15 protein-coding genes and 2 tRNA genes are annotated in these 15,624 nt (G+C 61.9%); 11 read left to right on the top strand and 6 right to left on the bottom strand.

Annotated features, from left to right (window positions below; all coding sequences use genetic code 11):
• The first annotated feature begins 84 nt into the window (after positions 1–84).
• The 5 genes from FHS64_RS02085 to arfB all read left to right on the top strand — a co-directional run bounded on the left by FHS64_RS02085 (position 85) and on the right by arfB (position 4,275).
• Positions 85–366, top strand: a complete 282-nt coding sequence (locus FHS64_RS02085) for a DUF167 family protein (protein ID WP_167174934.1) — start codon at positions 85–87, stop codon at positions 364–366.
• Between the two features lie 84 nt (positions 367–450).
• Complete coding sequence (locus tag FHS64_RS02080) at positions 451–1,941, top strand: amidohydrolase (protein ID WP_167174931.1); 1,491 nt, start codon at positions 451–453, stop codon at positions 1,939–1,941.
• Positions 1,942–1,944: 3 nt separating this feature from the next.
• The gene (locus tag FHS64_RS02075) at positions 1,945–3,306 is read left to right on the top strand and encodes an amidohydrolase family protein (protein WP_167174928.1); all 1,362 of its coding nucleotides are present in this window, start codon (positions 1,945–1,947) and stop codon (positions 3,304–3,306) included.
• Between the two features lie 100 nt (positions 3,307–3,406).
• A complete protein-coding gene (locus tag FHS64_RS02070; RefSeq protein WP_167174925.1) occupies positions 3,407–3,862 on the top strand; it encodes a YaiI/YqxD family protein in 456 nt (151 codons plus the stop codon).
• Entirely contained in the window at positions 3,862–4,275 is a 414-nt protein-coding gene (arfB, locus tag FHS64_RS02065; RefSeq protein WP_167174922.1) for an alternative ribosome rescue aminoacyl-tRNA hydrolase ArfB, read from the top strand. The genes FHS64_RS02070 and arfB overlap by 1 nt, the downstream gene beginning before the upstream one ends.
• Here arfB and FHS64_RS02060 read toward each other — a convergent pair whose 3' ends face one another.
• Genes FHS64_RS02060 through FHS64_RS02050 form a run of 3 tightly spaced genes read right to left on the bottom strand, consistent with a single transcriptional unit; the run spans position 4,276 to position 7,066 of the window.
• Positions 4,276–4,758, bottom strand: a complete 483-nt coding sequence (locus tag FHS64_RS02060) for a hypothetical protein (RefSeq protein WP_167174919.1) — start codon at positions 4,756–4,758, stop codon at positions 4,276–4,278.
• 38 nt (positions 4,759–4,796) lie between these two features.
• Complete coding sequence (ubiB, locus tag FHS64_RS02055; protein ID WP_167174917.1) at positions 4,797–6,380, bottom strand: 2-polyprenylphenol 6-hydroxylase; 1,584 nt, start codon at positions 6,378–6,380, stop codon at positions 4,797–4,799.
• Positions 6,368–7,066, bottom strand: coding sequence for a class I SAM-dependent methyltransferase (locus tag FHS64_RS02050; RefSeq protein ID WP_243862767.1), 699 nt, complete (start codon positions 7,064–7,066; stop codon positions 6,368–6,370). The genes ubiB and FHS64_RS02050 overlap by 13 nt, the downstream gene beginning before the upstream one ends.
• A 253-nt stretch (positions 7,067–7,319) precedes the next feature.
• Between FHS64_RS02050 and FHS64_RS02045 the strand changes: the two genes are divergently transcribed.
• The 4 genes from FHS64_RS02045 (at position 7,320) to FHS64_RS02030 (ending at position 9,564) form a co-directional block, all read left to right on the top strand.
• Positions 7,320–7,625 carry a 4a-hydroxytetrahydrobiopterin dehydratase gene (locus FHS64_RS02045; RefSeq protein WP_167174912.1) on the top strand — a complete coding sequence of 102 codons (306 nt, stop codon included), beginning with the start codon at positions 7,320–7,322 and terminating at the stop codon, positions 7,623–7,625.
• Positions 7,622–8,404: an SDR family oxidoreductase gene (locus tag FHS64_RS02040; RefSeq protein ID WP_167174909.1), complete on the top strand. Its 783-nt coding sequence runs from the start codon at positions 7,622–7,624 to the stop codon at positions 8,402–8,404. The genes FHS64_RS02045 and FHS64_RS02040 overlap by 4 nt, the downstream gene beginning before the upstream one ends.
• Before the next feature lie 105 nt (positions 8,405–8,509).
• Positions 8,510–8,586: transfer RNA gene (locus FHS64_RS02035), tRNA-Arg, on the top strand.
• 351 nt (positions 8,587–8,937) lie between these two features.
• Positions 8,938–9,564: a TetR/AcrR family transcriptional regulator gene (locus tag FHS64_RS02030; protein WP_167174906.1), complete on the top strand. Its 627-nt coding sequence runs from the start codon at positions 8,938–8,940 to the stop codon at positions 9,562–9,564.
• A 157-nt stretch (positions 9,565–9,721) separates the two neighbouring features.
• Here the strand turns inward: FHS64_RS02030 and FHS64_RS02025 are convergent.
• A tRNA-Arg gene (locus FHS64_RS02025) sits at positions 9,722–9,798 on the bottom strand.
• Positions 9,799–9,976: 178 nt separating this feature from the next.
• On the opposite strand from FHS64_RS02025, the gene FHS64_RS02020 reads away from it, so the two are divergent.
• Positions 9,977–11,737, top strand: coding sequence for a gamma-glutamyltransferase family protein (locus FHS64_RS02020; protein WP_167174903.1), 1,761 nt, complete (start codon positions 9,977–9,979; stop codon positions 11,735–11,737).
• Between the two features lie 56 nt (positions 11,738–11,793).
• On the opposite strand, the gene FHS64_RS02015 is transcribed toward FHS64_RS02020, so the two are convergent.
• Positions 11,794–12,525 (bottom strand): lipid A-modifier LpxR family protein, encoded by a 732-nt coding sequence (locus tag FHS64_RS02015; RefSeq protein WP_243862671.1) that lies wholly within the window; start codon positions 12,523–12,525, stop codon positions 11,794–11,796.
• A gap of 159 nt (positions 12,526–12,684) precedes the next feature.
• On the bottom strand, positions 12,685–14,571 hold the full coding sequence (locus FHS64_RS02010) for a ribonucleoside-diphosphate reductase subunit alpha (protein WP_167174897.1): 1,887 nt from the start codon (positions 14,569–14,571) through the stop codon (positions 12,685–12,687).
• Between the two features lie 266 nt (positions 14,572–14,837).
• Between FHS64_RS02010 and FHS64_RS02005 the strand changes: the two genes are divergently transcribed.
• Positions 14,838–15,575 (top strand): phosphatase PAP2 family protein, encoded by a 738-nt coding sequence (locus FHS64_RS02005; RefSeq protein ID WP_167174894.1) that lies wholly within the window; start codon positions 14,838–14,840, stop codon positions 15,573–15,575.
• Positions 15,576–15,624: the final 49 nt, after the last annotated feature.

Here is a 15,624-nt window from a genome sequence, read left to right as displayed (position 1 = left end):
ATCATCCGCAAGGATCAGAAGCGCGCCGGACGGGAAACTGTCCGGCGCGTTTTCTTTTGGGCCACAGGCTGGCTATGAGAGGCTATGAGCGCGCGTATTCCCGTCAAACTGACCCCCAAATCCTCGAAGGATGCCGTCGAGGGGTGGGACCTTGATCCCGAAGGCCGTCCGGTCCTCAAGGTGAGGGTGCGGGCCATGCCGGTTGATGGCGCGGCCAATGCGGCGCTGGTGGCGGTGCTGGCCAAGGCCTTGGGCGTGCCGCGCCGCGACGTGAATCTAGCGCGTGGAAACCAGTCCAGATTGAAGATGATCGAGGTCGAGGGGCTTAGCGATAGCGAAGTTCGCGAAAGATTGCCCGCAGGCTGATTTCGCCTTTACAGCGCCGGTGTAACCCCCTTTGAATACCCGCAGTTGTCTGCCCGCAGACTGCGGGTGTGAGGGGGCTCACCCATGTTACTGAATCGCCTGCGAGGCCCAAGCCTCGCTGTCCTGTCATGCGCCATGGGCGCACTGTTGCTGTCGGCCTGTGCGACGACGGGCGAGGCTTCGTCCTCGAACGCGCAAACGCCGGTCAAATCGGAAAGCCGCGCACTGGCTACGGGCTTGAACAGCGCGTCCGATCTCAATCCGTATCCCTCGACCTATGCGCCGCTGCCACGCCAGAACATGGCCATTGTCGGCGCGACGGTTTTTGACGGCGCAGGCCGCAAGATCGAGAACGGTGTGGTGGTTGTGACCGACGGTCTGATCGCCGCCGTAGGCGATGCCTCGACGCCGGTTCCGCAAGGATACCAGATTGTCGATGGCCGTGGTCGTTTCGTGACGCCGGGCATTATCGACATCCACTCGCACCTTGGTGTCTATCCGTCGCCGGGCGTGCAGGGCATGTCGGACGGAAACGAGGTTACCGGCCCCAACACGGCCAATGTCTGGTCCGAGCACTCGGTCTGGCCGCAAGATCCCGGTTTCCACACGGCCCGCGCCGGTGGTGTGACCACGGTTCAAATCCTGCCCGGTTCGGCCAACCTGTTTGGCGGTCGCGGTGTGACGCTGCGTAACGTGCCGTCCACCACCATGCAGGGGATGAAATTCCCCAATGCGCCCTATGGTCTGAAAATGGCCTGTGGTGAAAACCCGTCGCGCGTCTATGGCAGCCGTAACCAGACGCCTGCCACCGGCATGGGCAATATGGCCGGTTTCCGTGCGGGCTTCATTGCCGCGCAGGATTACCGTGACAAGTGGAACAAGTACCGTGAAACGGGTCAGGGCACGCCGCCGACCCGCAATCTGCAACTGGAAACCATTGCCGGTGTTCTGGACGGCAGCATCATGGTGCAGAACCACTGCTACCGCGCTGACGAAATGGCGCTGATGATGGATATGGCCGAGGAGTTCGGCTTCAAGATCAAGACCTTCCACCATGCGATCGAGGGTTACAAGCTGGCCCCACAACTGGCCGAGGCCGGTATCTGTGCCGCCATGTGGACCGGCTGGTGGGGCTTCAAGATGGAAGCTCTGGACGGTATCGAGGAAAATGCGGCCATTGTTGATGCGGCCCCGAACTCGTGCGCTGTCATCCACTCCGATGATGCCGAACTGATCCAGCGCCTCAATCAGGAAGCCGCGGCTTCGCTGTCGGCGGGGCGTCGTGCGGGTATGAATATCTCCGAGGAACGCGCCATCAGCTGGATCACGCTGAACGCGGCCAAGGCCATCGGCATCGAGGACCAGACCGGTTCGCTGGAAGTCGGCAAACGCGCCGATGTGGTGATCTGGAGCGCCAACCCGCTGTCCGTCTATGCGCGTGCCGATCAGGTCTTCATCGACGGCAGCCTGAGCTTTGACCGTAGCAATCCGGCCTATCAGCCGGTGTCCGATTTCGAACTGGGCCAGCCGGGCTTTAATCGCCCTGCCGCAGGCACCGCACAGGGAGCCCGCTGATCCATGCGTATGACCTCGATTATGGCCGCTGTTGCGGCAACGCTCCTGACCGCTGCGCCGGTTCTGGCCCAAGACGTCGCCATCACAGGTGCCAAGGTTCTGACCGGGACCTCGGTGATTGAAAACGGCACGGTGCTGATCCGTAATGGCCGTGTGGTATCCGTCGGCACGGCGGCAGCCCCTGCGGGCATCCGCACCATCGACGCACGCGGCAAGATTGTCTCGCCGGGTATTGTGGCGGTGGATTCCGGCCTCGCGACCAGCGAAGTCAGCTCGGTGCGCGGCACGAATGACCTGTCCAACAGCGCCAACTCGCTGACGGCGGCGTTCGATGTCTCCTATGGCATCGATCCGTGGTCCTTCACCCTGCCGACTGCGCGTCTGGGCGGTGTCACCCGCGCGGTGGTCACGCCCCAGCATGGCGGCTCGGGCGGTGGTCACAGCCACGACGATTCCGGCTTTGACGATATGACGGCCGGTGCCGGTCATGGCGGCTTCCAAAGCCCGGGCCTGTTTGCAGGTCAGGCGGCAGTCATCAGTCTGAAAGACGGCACCGATATTCTGGTGAAGTCCAAGGTGGCCATGACGGCCCCGTTCGGTGAAGCCGGTGCCCGCGTGGCCGGTGGTTCGCGCGGTGGCCAGTTTGTGCTGTTCAAGGAAACCCTGAACGAAGTGCGCGCCTATCAGCGCAACAAGGCGGCCTATGACCGTGGCGACATGCGCGCCCTGTCGCTGTCGCGTGCCGACCTCGAGGCCCTGATCCCTGTGATCGAAGGCCGTATGCCGCTGATCGTGACGGTGAACCGTGCCTCGGACATCCGTCAGGTCCTGCGTCTGGCCCGCGAGGAAGGCCTGAAGGTCATCCTCGACGGTGCCGCCGAGGGCTGGCTGGTGGCTGACGAAATCGCTGCTGCCAATGTGCCGGTTCTGATCCATCCGATCACCAACCTGCCCAGCAATTTCGAAATGCGGGCCGCCCGTATGCAGAACGCTGCCGCGCTGAATGCGGCCGGTGTGCTGATCGCGCTTAAAGGCAATGAGGGTGCAAACCATCGCGCCCGCGACATTCGCTATAATGCCGGTAACGCCGTCTCGCACGGCCTGCCGTTCGAGGCTGCGATTGCCGCCATCACCGTCAATCCGGCGCGTATCTTCGGCTTTGCCGGCCAGTTCGGCGAGTTGAAAGCCGGCGCTGCGGGCGATGTGGTGATCTGGTCGGGTGATCCGCTGGAGCCGCTGAGCCAGCCGGAAGCCGTGCTGATCGACGGTGTCGAGCAGCCACTGGATACGGCGCGCAACCTGCAACTGCGTGATCGCTATCTGCCGAATGCTGCGGGCAACCGCGCACCGGCCTATACCTACTGATCATCCGAAAGGGTGAAACAAGGGGGCATCCGGTCCATGGGCCGGATGCCCTTTTGCTTGCGGCTCTTTAGTTTGCGGGCCAGTCCGCTAAAGAGGGGCTATGGCCAAGACCTTATACATTGATGCCGATGCCTGCCCTGTGAAGGAAGAGGTCTATCGCGTGGCCCGTCGCCTGAACTGGCCGGTCTTTGTGGTGTCCAACAGTTGGATACGCACGCCGCAGGAAAGCCTGATCCGCCAGATCGTTGTCGATGCCGGTCCCGATATTGCCGATGACTGGATCGCCGAGCGGGCAGGGGCGGGCGATGTGGTCATCACCAATGATTTTCCGCTGGCCGACCGTTGCCTGAAATCGGGCGCGGAATGCATTCGCCCCAATGGCACAGTGCTGGATGAAAACACCATCGGCTCGGCACTGGCAGGGCGTATGGTGGGCGAACATCTGCGCTCGATGGGGGTGGAGACTTCCGGCCCGCCGCCCTTTTCCAATGCCGACCGTTCCAAATTCCTTCAGGCACTGGATGCTGCTGCCGCGCGGGCAGCAAGGAAGGCGTAATGGCCGAGCTGAAACGCCGCATCCCTGACGAAGAGTTGGAGTTCCGTTTCTATCGCGCCGGCGGTCCGGGCGGCCAGAACGTCAACAAGGTCTCGACCGCCGTACAGATGCGGTTCGATGCCAAAAACTCGCCCAGCCTCAACGACTATACGCGCGAGCGCCTGATGAAAAAGGCGGGCAGTCGCCTGACGCTGGACGGGGTGATCGTGATCACCGCGACGCGCTTTCGCACGCAGGAGCGCAACCGTCAGGACGCTATCGAGCGGCTGGAGGAAATGGTCGCCGAGGCGGCAGTGCGTCAGGCCTATCGCGTGGCCACCAAGCCGACGCGGGCTTCCAAGGAGCGTCGCCTCAAGGCCAAGTCCACCCGCTCTGCCGTCAAGAGCGGGCGGGGCAAGGTCAGTTTCGACTGATTACTGTTCGACCGGACGGAACAGGAGGGCCGCGATCTGGTCTTCATTGTCGAAGCCGATCATCCACTCGGTCGACTGGTTTTTGAAATCCACGCGGAACACATCCACGCCGTCAGGCTGGGCCAGATGGCGCACGGACTGGATGTCACCGAACTGGGTCAGCAAGCCGCCGATCTGGCTGGACTGTTCGCGAATCTTGGCCGCCAGATCGGCGCTGAAAGGCGAATAATCGACCTCGCCCGATTTCAGGTTGGCGATCACTTCCAAAAGCGCGGTCTGGGCGCGCGCAATATCGGGTGCGGCTGGCGGGGCAGGTGGAGCCGGTGGTGTCGCCGGTCGCGCGGGCTGCTGGGCTGGCGTGCTAAAGGTATCGGGCAGTCTGGCTGCCGCTGCGGGGTTTTGCGCGGGAGCTGTTTGGGCGCTGGCGGCGGCGGGGGCCGCCACAGCCACGGCGATCAAGGCAAACAGGGCAGTCGTCTTCATAAAACAGTCCTTTGCTGGCCCGTCGCCGAGCCGATGGATCAGCTCAGAAGATGGGGCCAAAGCGTCAATATCAAGGCTGCCGCCGAGGCACAGGCCGAGAGCGTGGCAATGACCACGACCCAGGCCGGTGTATGGGGGCGCTCGACCACTAACGTCTGGGACTGCTGAGGGTTCTGCGCCATTTGCGACAGGGCCTTCAGGGTATCGCGGGCATCTTCCAGCAATTCCTTGGCCTGAGCCTGCACACCCAGTTCGCGGCGGATCCAGCGCTCGACAACCGGCTTGGCCGCTTCCCACAGGTCGTGATCGGGGTTCAGGCGACGCGCCACACCCTCGACCGACACCATGGTCTTTTGCAGCAGCACCAGTTCGGGGCGCAGATGCATGTCGAACAGGGCGGTGATCTCGAACAACTGGCCCAGCAAACGCCCCATCGAGACCTGTGACGCGGCACGGCCAATCACCGGCTCGCCTACGGCCCGTAGAGCCTGCGCAAAGGTTTCCACCGAATGGTGCGGCGGCACATAGCCAGCATCGAAATGGACGCGCGAGATGCGGTCATAATCGCGGCTGATGAAACCCCACAGGATTTCGGCCAGATAGCGACGCTCGGACGGACGCAGACGACCGACAATGCCGAAATCGATGGCAGTGATCTTGTCGGCCCCGTCTGCGAACAGATTGCCTTCGTGCAGATCGGCATGGAACACGCCGTGGTCCAGCGCCTGAACGAGGAAGGCACGCACCACCTTGTCGGCCAGCACATTGCGTTCCAGCACAGGCAGATCGGCCATTTCAGGGGCCGTCATCGGCAGGCCTTGCGCCCATTCCAGCGTCAGAACGCGCTTGCCGACGCCATCCCAGATCACCTTGGGGGCGATCATATAGCCGTCCTTGGCCATGACCTCGCCAAGCTCGGACGCCGCAGCGGCCTCGAGGCGCATGTCCAACTCAAGCTGGAGCGAGCGGGCAATGATCTCGACAAAGGCGCGCGGTTCCAGACGGCGGGCAGGCTCTACGGCCCAGTCCACCAGCTTGGCCCCCAGACGCATGGCGTCCAGACCCTGCGATACCTTGCGTTCGATACCGGGGCGCAGGATTTTGACGGCCACCTTGGTGCCATCGGCCATGGTGGCCGGATGGGCCTGTGCCAGCGATGCGGCACCTACGGCCTCACCGAAATCCACATAGAGACTATCGGCACTGCGACCCAGCGAGCGTTCGATCTCCTTGCGGGCCTGATCGATCGGGAAGGGCGGCAGCTTGTCCTTCAGGTGGCCAAGGTCTTGCGCGAACTGCAGGCCGAAAATATCGGCGCGGGTGGCCAGAACCTGACCCAGCTTGATCGCCACCGGTCCAAGCTTTTCGCAGGCCGCACCGACACGCTGGCCGGGGCGACCGGCGCGTAGCTTACGGCTGGCAAAGGCCTGAACGAAACCGGCAAACGGGCGGCCCCATGCGGGTAGAAGCTCATTGGCCTCGCGCGGGATCAGGGCATCGTGACGCGCCAGAACCCACCCCCATTGCACCAGCCGCAAGGCCGAGCGCACGGGCGCTTTGATCCGCTCGACCTCGGGTTTGGGGGGCGGGGTCTTAAAAGTCAGCCGGCTCAGATCGCCCACCCGTGGTGAATGGCGGCGACGCCACCCGTCAGATTGGTCACCGAGACGCGGCTGAAACCGGCATCCTCGATCATGGTCTTGAAGGTCTGCTGGTCAGGGAAGCGACGGATGGATTCCACCAGATACTGGTAGCTGTCACGGTCCTTGGCGACCAGTTGACCAATGGCCGGAATAGCGTTGAACGACCATGCGTCATAGGCCTTGCGCATGACCGCCGTGGTCGGGCGTGAGAATTCGAGGCACATGAAGCGGCCGCCGGGCTTAAGCACGCGGCGGGCTTCCTTCAGGGCGACCGGAATATCGGCCACGTTACGGATGCCGAAACTGATCGAATAGGCATCGACCGAGGCGTCCGGCAGCGGCAGGCTCATGGCGTCACCGACGCTCCAGACCATTTCCGGCTCGCCGCCCTTATGGACACCGGCAAGGATCATCTCGGCATTGTAGTCCAGCACGATGACCTTGGCGTCTTCACCGCCGCGACGTTCCTGTGCGGCGCGTGCCATCTTGGAATAGCGACGCGACATGTCGCCCGTGCCACCGGCCACATCCAGAATAACCTCGCCCGGACGGGCATTCAGCTTAGCGGCGGCAGCGTCTTTCCAGACGCGGTGCACACCGACGCTCATCAGGTCGTTCATCAAGTCGTAATTTGAGGCGACCGAGTTGAAGACACCGCGCACCATCTGCACCTTCTCGCGCGCATCAACATCGCGGAAGCCGAAGGAGGAGGTCTTGCCCGAAGGCGTGCCCGAGAGCGTGTCTGCAGACTTGTCGGAAGCGGTATCTGAGGAGGTCATGTGGCTGGTTTAGCGCCTGTGATGCGGTTCGTCATCCGTCGATGCATGCGAAGTTTGCAATGACATGCACCGGATGCTTGTCGGGGCAGGAAGAAGCGGGTTACGCCTAGGGGAATAAATGATCCTCAGGGAGTGGGATATGTCTGCTGTGCCGCCACAGATCGCCGTCGAACAGGCGCTGGAACAATTGCCGCTGTGGCAAAAGGCCGACGATGCGCGCCCTGCCATTTTCCGTTCGCTGCGCTTTGCCGATTTCAATGCCGCCTTCGGCTTTATGACCCGCATCGCCATTCAGGCGGAAAAGTCCGACCACCATCCCGAATGGTCCAATGTCTGGAACCGCGTGGATATTGTCCTGACCACCCATGATGCGGGCGGTGTGACCCAGCGCGATCTGGATCTGGCGCGTTTTATCGATGCAGCTTCTGACGGCCTGACCCAATGAGCGGTCGGGTTGCAGGTAAGGCGGCCCTGATAACGGGTGCAGCCGGTGGTCTCGGCGAGGCCATGGCACGCATGATGGCCCGCGAAGGGGCCAAGCTGGCCCTGACCGATATCGACGGTGATCGCGTTCAGGCCCTGGCCGACAGCATCAATGCCGACCATCCCGACACCGCCTTTGCCTATGCCCATGATGTCACCGATGAGGGCGACTGGATGCGGGTGGTGGCCAACAGCGCCCGCGATATGGGCGGTATTTCGGTGCTGGTGAACAATGCCGGTATCGGTGGCCAGTTGGTGTTTGCCGAGCAGGACACGCTGGAAAACTGGCGCAAGGTCCAGTCGGTCAATCTCGAATCGGTCATGCTGGGATGCAAGCATGCTTTGCCGCATCTGAAAGCCGCGCCGATGGCCTCGATCATCAACATCTCGTCGATCGCGGGCTTGGCGGCGGCGCCCGGCATGGGGGCCTATAACGCCACCAAGGCAGCGGTCTGGCTCTATACCAAGACCGTGGCTCTGGAATGCGCCAAGGCGGGCGGCACGGTGCGCGCCAACTCGGTGCATCCGGTCTTTATCAAGACGCCCATCCTTGATCCCTTCATCGCCATGGCGGGCGGTCAGGAAGATATGGCACACGAAAAACTGGCCCGCGGCATCCCGCTGAAACGCATCGGCGAGCCGGATGATGTGGCCTATTGCGTGCTGTATCTGGCCTCCGACGAGAGCAAGTTCGTCACTGGTGCCGAGTTCAAAATCGATGGCGGACTGACGGCCCAATAGACGGCTCAGTAAAAGACAGTGCTTTAGCAGCGCGGCGGTCGATCATCAGGGTTGAGGCCGCCACGCCCTTGCTGTAAGCACCGCCTTCGGCCTCGCGCCGCCAACGCACCCGTAGCTCAGCTGGATAGAGTACTGCCCTCCGAAGGCAGGGGTCACAGGTTCGAATCCTGTCGGGTGCGCCATTTTCCTCAATCTATGTGCGTGTGAACCAGGCTGCGTTTGTGGTCTGGTTTCAACCTGTGCGCGGTGTGCCGGTATGGGCGGATCGGGGCGGTTTTAAGCGCGATAGGCCCGGTTCTGACGCGTTAAGTAATAATGCGTATACAAACTGAAATGTCTGGTCAGGTGGAACCAAATGCACAATCAACGCGATTGAGCATGGGTGTTCGCGCTGTAGCTGGTGTTGTGGGCGGGTACTTTTATTTTTAGTCCCGTAACCGTCATGGGGTGCTGTTGTCGCGATACCGTCAGGTCATCGTCGAGGTCGTGCAACCTATGCCGGACAAAGCTGTAGTGGTTAGAACATGCAAACCGTGAACACGTCCCGAATCCCTCTGGATGGCCGTCACCTTCGCAGTGAGCGTAGCCGCTCTGTTATTGCCCGCAGCATGCTCGATCTGGTGCGCGAGACAGGCCAGATGCCGACCACGGATGCGGTCGCCGATCGGGCCGGTGTCTCGCGTCGTTCGGTGTTCCGCCACTATGCCGATGTCAGCGAGCTGCTGACCGCAGCCTACGAGCTTCAGCGCGAGGAAGCCTTCAGGCGCTTTCCACGCCGCGATCCGTCGCAATGGTCGCCCGAGGAGCGGATCATGGCGCTGTCGGAGCGTTCCAGCGAACTGTACGAATATGTCAGCCCTGTGCGCCGTGCCGCCGTCTATATGTCTCGTGACTATCCTGTGCTGCAACATTTGCTGAGGGGCGATGATTCCGTTCACCGGATGATCGTTATCGATCTGTTCGCCCCGTCACTGGAGCATCGCAGCGATGCGGACGCTTCGGTGCTGATCTCTGCACTGGTGGCGGCATCGGGGTGGGCCACTTGGGAAGGCTTGCGCCGCGAACAGGGGCTGTCGGTCGAGGTGGCCCGTGCGGTGGTGCAAAACCTGATGCGGGGCATTCTCATGGTTGCCAAAACGGGTACCCCCGTCACCGTCTGATACTAATCCTTGGCCAATCCCTATGGGGGCTGGCCAAGGCTTTTCCTGCGCGGGCAAACCCGCAGCCCTGAAAAGCAGAAACCCCGCCGCGGTAAACCGCAGGCGGGGTTTTCTAGTCTGTCGAAGTCATGTCCATTTTATCCGATGAAGGAGAAAATGGCGCACCCGGAGCGATTCGAACGCCCGACCCTCAGATTCGTAGTCTGATGCTCTATCCAGCTGAGCTACGGGTGCGCTGTGACTTTCGTCGTTCTCGTCGTGGGCAGTTCCCCGCGGCGAGGTGGGCTATCTAGCTTTCCCCCTTTGGGATGGCAATAGAAAAATCGAAAAAACTGAAAGAAAATCTTGGGTTGGCGGAAAGAGGCTTAAGCCTTAGGCATAAGTCTCCCGTGATGCGGCAGGAGTAGAGTTGATGAACGCAATATTTGACCGTCCGAATGGCTTGAAGCGCACGAGTGCACTATCGGCTCTGTTTTTGGCGGTTGGGCTGCTTTCCGCAAATATTCCGGACACGGCTATCGCGTATGAGGCACCGGTCGCACAGGATGCGGCTGCGGCTTCATCACAGCGCGCACACGGCCCGTTTGTAGCGGCGGCGAATCCGCTGGCGGCCGAGGCGGGCATGAAGATTCTGCGCGCGGGTGGTTCGGCCGTGGATGCCGCTGTCGCCATTCAGGCCACCCTCAGCCTTGTCGAGCCGCAATCGTCGGGTCTAGGCGGCGGGGCCTTCATGATGGTCTATGACGCCGAGAGCGGTGATGTGCATGCCTATGACGGGCGCGAAATGGCCCCGGGCAATGCCACACCGGAACTGTTCTACGAGAATGGCGAGCCGCTGGCCTTTATGGATGCGGTGCTGTCGGGCCGTTCGACGGGCGTGCCGGGTGTGGTGGCCATGCTGGGTATGGCCCACAAGGATTACGGGACTCTGGAATGGCGCAACCTGTTCGGCGATGCCGAGCATTGGGCCACGGAGGGCTTTGTCGTTTCGCCGCGCATGGCCGGTTTTGTGAATGCCGGTCGCGGTCAGGCTGTCACCGAATGGGCAACCCGCTATTTCACCAAGCCGGACGGCACCCGCTATCAGGCTGGCGATACGCTGAAGAATCCCGCCTATGCCCACACCCTGCGCCGTCTGGCCAATGAGGGACCGAGCGTCTTCTATCAGGGCGATATCCCTGAACAAATTATTGCCGCCACCCATGCACAGCCGCGTCCCGGTGGTCTGACGCTGGAGGACTTTGCCGATTATCGTCCGCTGCGCCGTGACCCGCTGTGCCGTCCGTATCGGGCCTATGTGGTCTGCGTGCCGACCACGCCGTCCAGTGGCGTGGCCATACTCCAGTTCCTCGGTATGGCCGAACAGACCCCCGATCTGGCCAAGGGCAAGGACAGCCCTGAGGCCTGGGTGGCGCTGGGCCGTCTGCAACGCCTGATGTATGCCGACCGTGACCGCTATGTGGGCGATGGCGACTTTGTCGGCGTGCCGGTGGCGGGCCTGCTGGATCAGGACTATATGGCCTCGCGCGCGGCACTGCTGCCGCAGATCAACGGGCCGGTAGAGGCGGGACGTCCTACCGGATCGTCCGCGCAACTGTCGGACGCGACGCTGGAGCCTGCAGGTACCACGCACTTCGTCGTTGTCGATGCGGCCGGTAATGCCGTCAGTATGACCACGACGGTGGAATCCTATTTCGGGTCCGGCCGTATGGCGGGCGGTTTCTTTGTGAACAACCAACTGACGGACTTCTCGTTCACACCGATGGAAGATGGCCATCCGGCCCCCAATGCAGTGGCCGCAGGCAAGCGTCCGCGTTCGTCCATGATCCCGACGATCATTCTGGATCGTGAAGGCAATCTGGTGGGCGCGATCGGCTCTCCGGGCGGTTCGTCCATTCTGGCCTATGTGGCCAAGACGCTGGTGGGTGTGGTTGAGTGGGACATGACCATGCAGGACGCCATTGCCCTGCCCAATCTGGTGGTGCGCGGCACCATGGTCGGCGCTGACTCAGAGCAGATTCCGGCTAATATCCGTGATGCTCTGGGCGCAGCCGGTATGGAGGTGCGCCCCAACGCGACTGAAACATCCGGCCTGCATGGTGCCATGTGGCGTGATGGCCGCTGGGACGGCGGGGCCGATCCGCGCCGCGAGGGCGTGGCGCTGACCCAATAGGCTCCACACAGACTTCAAAGGCCGGATCATTTGATCCGGCCTTTTTTGTTGTCTGCCTATTGGGGGCGGATCGAGAACTGGAAGGCGAGGCGGGCCTCGTCAACATCGGTTTTCAGGCCGCCATAACCGCGCAGGCCGTCAATATCGACCTCGCGATAGGCAATCCCCACCGAGCTTTGCATGGCTCCGCGCCGCCACGCTACGCCGATAGCGGCATCGCCTAGCGAGTGGCTGCTATCCTGACTGAGTCCCTCATTGCTGAGACCCCCGTCACGCTGGCGGGTGAAATTGTAGCCGACCGCGCGCTTTGAGCCCGAGGCAAACACATACCAGCGCGGGCGGTCGCCAAAGGTGTCCTCACCATCGGGGGCCAGTTCGTCCAGACTGTCATCAAGACCGCGTCCAAAGCGTATGGTGGCACCGGCTTGGGCGCTGGACCGGCCTTCGCTCCAGCCGAGACCGGCATGGGGGGTCAGCGAGACTTCGAGGCCCGATGTTGTGAGTTCATGTAGGGCGGTCCAGTCCTTGCGCCATTCAACGGCGGTATGGACGGGCTGGCTGTCGGGGCGTTGCAGGGCCAGCGGACTATCCAGAGGGGACAGGTGCCGGACGGTCCAGCGTTCATCGCTGTCGGGCATGGCCATGGTCTGGTGGATTTCGCGCCATTCCGGTCCGGCAAGGGCTGTGGTCTGGTGGTCCAGAGACACTGTCCAGTCAGGGCTTTGGGCGTGGACGGGGATGGCGCTCATGCCCAGGGCGCAACAGGCATAGGCCACCATTGTGGGCATGGTCCTGTCCGCTTTCCGGTGCGGGCCTGTGCAGCGCATGTCCAGCCTCCCTTGGCACTTCCGTTTTCGCTTAGCGGCAACGCTCCATGAGAATTAAAAACGCTGCCCGAGAGGAAGTTCCCGGGCAGCGTCAAATAAAGGCGGGATTGTGTCAATGCCCTATTGGCAGGCGAGGCACTCGTCGTAATCGGTCGGGGCGGCCGAGAAGAGGTCCGGCTGGTTCGGATCGATCTCGGCTTCTTCCTTGGTGTCGGCACCGGCAAAGGCGGCGCGCTGGACCGATTTGGAGCGTAGATAATACAGCGATTTCACGCCGCGTTCCCACGCCGACCAGTGCAGCATGTGCAGGTCCCACTTGTTGACATCGCCCGGCACGAACAGGTTCAGCGACTGGGCCTGACAGATTTCAGGCGCACGGTCGGCGGCCAGTTCGATCAGCCAACGCTGGTCCAGCTCGAAGGCGGTCTTGAAGATGTCCTTCTCGTCGTCGGACAGGAAGTCCAGATGCTGGATCGAGCCTTCGTGTTCGAGGATCGAGTTCCAGTTGGCCTCGGTGTTCTGGCCCTTTTCTTCAAGCAGACGCTCGAGGAAGGGGTTCTTGACGGCGAACGAGCCCGACAGGGTCTTGTGGGTATAGATATTGGCCGGGATCGGCTCGATGCCTGCAGATGTACCGCCGCAGATGATCGAGATCGATGCGGTCGGGGCAATCGCCATCTTGTGCGAGAAGCGCTCCATGACGCCACGGTCGGCGGCGTCGGGGCAGGGGCCTTTTTCTTCGGCAAGCAGCTTGGAGGCCTTGTCGGCCTCGCGGCGCAGGTGCTTGAACAGGCGCATGTTCCAGCTCTTGGCCATGGCGCTTTCAAAGGCCACGCCCTGAGCTTGCAGGAACGAGTGGAAGCCCATCAGGCCCAGACCCACCGAACGCTCGCGCTGGGCCGAATAAACGGCCTGCGACATGGCATCCGGCGCGCGGTCGATAAAGTCCTGCAGGACATTGTCGAGGAAGCGCATGACGTCTTCGATGAACTGCGGCTCTTCGCGCCATTCGAGGAAGGTCTCGGCATTGACCGACGACAGGCAGCACACGGCGGTGCGCTCGTTGTTCAGGTGGTCCTTGCCGGTGGCCAGCATGATTTCGGCGCACAGGTTGGATTGCTTGACCGACAGACCCAGTTCGCGCTGGTGCTGGGCCAGCTGGCGGTTCACCGTGTCCGAGAAAATCAGATAGGGCTCACCCGTCTGCATGCGGATGTCGAGGATCTTGGTCCACAGCGAGCGGGCATCGACCGTCTTGCGAACTTCGTTGTTCTTGGGCGAGCGCAGGTCGAACGACTTGCCGTCGCGCACGGCTTCCATGAACGCGTCGCTGATGCTGATCCCGTGGTGCAGGTTCAGCGACTTGCGGTTGAAGTCACCCGAGGGTTTGCGGATTTCGAGGAATTCCTCGATCTCGGGGTGGTGGACGTCCAGATAGACAGCCGCCGAACCGCGACGCAGCGAGCCTTGCGAAATGGCCAGGGTCAGGCTGTCCATAACGCGGATGAAGGGGATGATGCCCGAGGTCTGGCCCGCGCCCTTGACCTGTTCACCGATGGAGCGGACGTCGCCCCAATAGGTGCCGATGCCGCCACCGTTCGAGGCCAGCTGGACGTTCTCGTTCCAGACGTTCTGGATGCCGTCGAGGCTGTCGGATACCGAGTTCAGGAAGCAGGAGATGGGCAGGCCGCGATCGGCACCGCCGTTCGACAGAACCGGCGTGGCAGGCATGAACCACAGTTTCGACATGTAGTCGTAAACACGCTGGGCGTGCTCGGCATCGTCGGCGAAGGCGACGGCGACGCGGGCAAACATGTCCTGATAGGATTCACCGGCGAGGAGATAACGGTCCTCGAGGGTCTTTTTGCCGAAATCTGTCAACAGGTCGTCACGCGAACGGTCTAGCGTGAGGCTACCCGCCACCAGTTCAAGACGTGGTTTGAAAGTCTTCAAACCCGTTGAAACTGCCGAAAAATCCGTTGTCTTGAGAGCTTCGCCGCCTGCCATTGCTACAACCCGTAAACCTGTGGATAACGCCAGATGTTGTAGTCACAACACCACTTACCTCTAAATCTAGGGTTAAGACGGGGCTGGGTTCAAATTCTTTAATTTCAAATTCAGCTAATTTTTCTCTTGCTATCCCTATGTGGGCCAATGGCGTTGCAGTGGCTTGGAATAAGCCGAAACCTATGCCACGGTTTTGTCATAATTATCTCGGGAATCGTCCCGTAAGGGGACGGAACTGAAAGCTGACAGGAGCCGTTGTCGATCCCATGACTGCTCATCCGATTGCGTTCACCGCACGTGTTATCCGTGTCGCCCGTGCAGAAATTGGCACTGTTGCAGGCCTGTTGGCAGGCAGTCTCGGTCTGGCGCTTTTTGCCGGCGTCGCCGATGGCGTGGCCGATGGGGATGACCAGAGTTTTGACTGGGCTGTGCTGCGCTGGACCCGTCCCTATGCCGACGCACCGGATCGCCCCATAGGTCCATGGTGGCTGCATGAAGCGGCCATCGACATCACCTCGCTGGGCGGCATTTCGGTACTGGCGATTTTTGCCCTGATGGCGGTCGGTTTCCTGCTGATCCACGGCAAGAAGCTGTCGGCCTTCCTGATGGTGCTGGGTCTGGCGGGTGGTGTGCTGCTGTCGGAAGGGCTGAAGGCATTGTTTGACCGCCCGCGTCCGCCCGCCGCCTATCAGGTGGTCGAGACGCTGAATGCCAGTTTCCCCTCGGGTCATGCCCTGTTGGCGACAGTCTTTTATCTCAGCGTCGGTGTCATGCTGACGCGGGCCTTTCCGCGCACCCGCATGAAGGCCTATGCGCTGGGATGGGCGGTGGTGCTGGTCTTGCTGATCGGGCTGACGCGCATCTATCTGGGCGCGCACTGGGCCTCGGATGTGGCGGCGGGCTGGGGGATTGGCGCTTTCTGGGCCATGCTTTTGTGGCTGTTTGCCTATGCGATGGAGCGCCGCCAGAGGCTGCACATGGCGCGCTTGCAGGACGAACCCTAGTATCTGTTCCTAGACCAAGGTCTAGGAAGGGACAGGCCCCGAGTGCGGT

Source organism: Brevundimonas terrae (assembly GCF_011761985.1).
GTDB classification, from domain to species: Bacteria; Pseudomonadota; Alphaproteobacteria; order Caulobacterales; family Caulobacteraceae; genus Brevundimonas; species Brevundimonas terrae.
This window is presented reverse-complemented; position numbering and strand designations above follow the sequence as displayed.